1 pseudogene is annotated in these 718 nt (G+C 36.4%); it reads left to right on the top strand.

The annotated features are described in order from the left end of the window. A pseudogene (locus IG80_RS0111705) lies at window positions 1-531 on the top strand (zinc finger domain-containing protein); the annotation flags it as partial. Window positions 532-718 lie beyond the last annotated feature (187 nt).

Below are 718 nucleotides of genomic sequence, written 5' to 3'. Positions count from 1 at the left end.
TTTTATTCTGGTTTAAAGCTGCGTTTCCGAGATCCGCGTCGGTTTGGGGCGATGTTGCTTGTTCCATTGAAAGAATTATCGTGTTTTTCTTTGTTAAGCTCTTTAGGGGTTGAGCCGTTAGATAATAATTTTTCAGGTTCATTTCTTTTGGAGCTATTTAAAAACCGATCGCTCACACTTAAAGCGGCGCTTTTAAATCAAAAAATAATTTCAGGCCTTGGAAATATTTATGTTTGTGAAGCGCTTCATTGTGCAAAATTATCCCCTCTTCGATTAGTTAAAACAATCAATCATCTCGAAGCTGATATTCTCGTCAAGGCAATTCAAGATGTTTTAAGAAGAGCAATTATTGCAGGGGGGTCAACGTTAAGAGATCACCGGCAACCCGATGGTAAAAAAGGTACTTTTCAATATACTTTTAAGGTATATGGTCGTGAAGGAGAGCAGTGCTTACAGTGTCATCATGTAGAGATTAAAAGAATTCTTCAATCTAACCGTTCAACATTTTACTGTGCAAGGTGCCAAAAATGAGATTAATTTTATGTTTTGTCTGTTATAGCCTTATTATATCCTTTTCATATGCAATGAATAAACCAAAACTAGGGCAAGGAAGCGCTAAGACTATTTTTGCGCTAGAGAGTATACCGCTTATCGTATAACTTCGTATAATGTATGCTATACGAAGTTATTACGGGACCTGTTTCTCCTTGAATATAAT

Origin of the sequence: Candidatus Paracaedibacter symbiosus, from assembly GCF_000757605.1 — a bacterium.
Classification (GTDB): Bacteria; Pseudomonadota; Alphaproteobacteria; order Paracaedibacterales; family Paracaedibacteraceae; genus Paracaedibacter_A; species Paracaedibacter_A symbiosus.
Note: the sequence above shows the minus strand (reverse complement) of the source record. Positions and strands in the feature narration are given on the sequence as shown.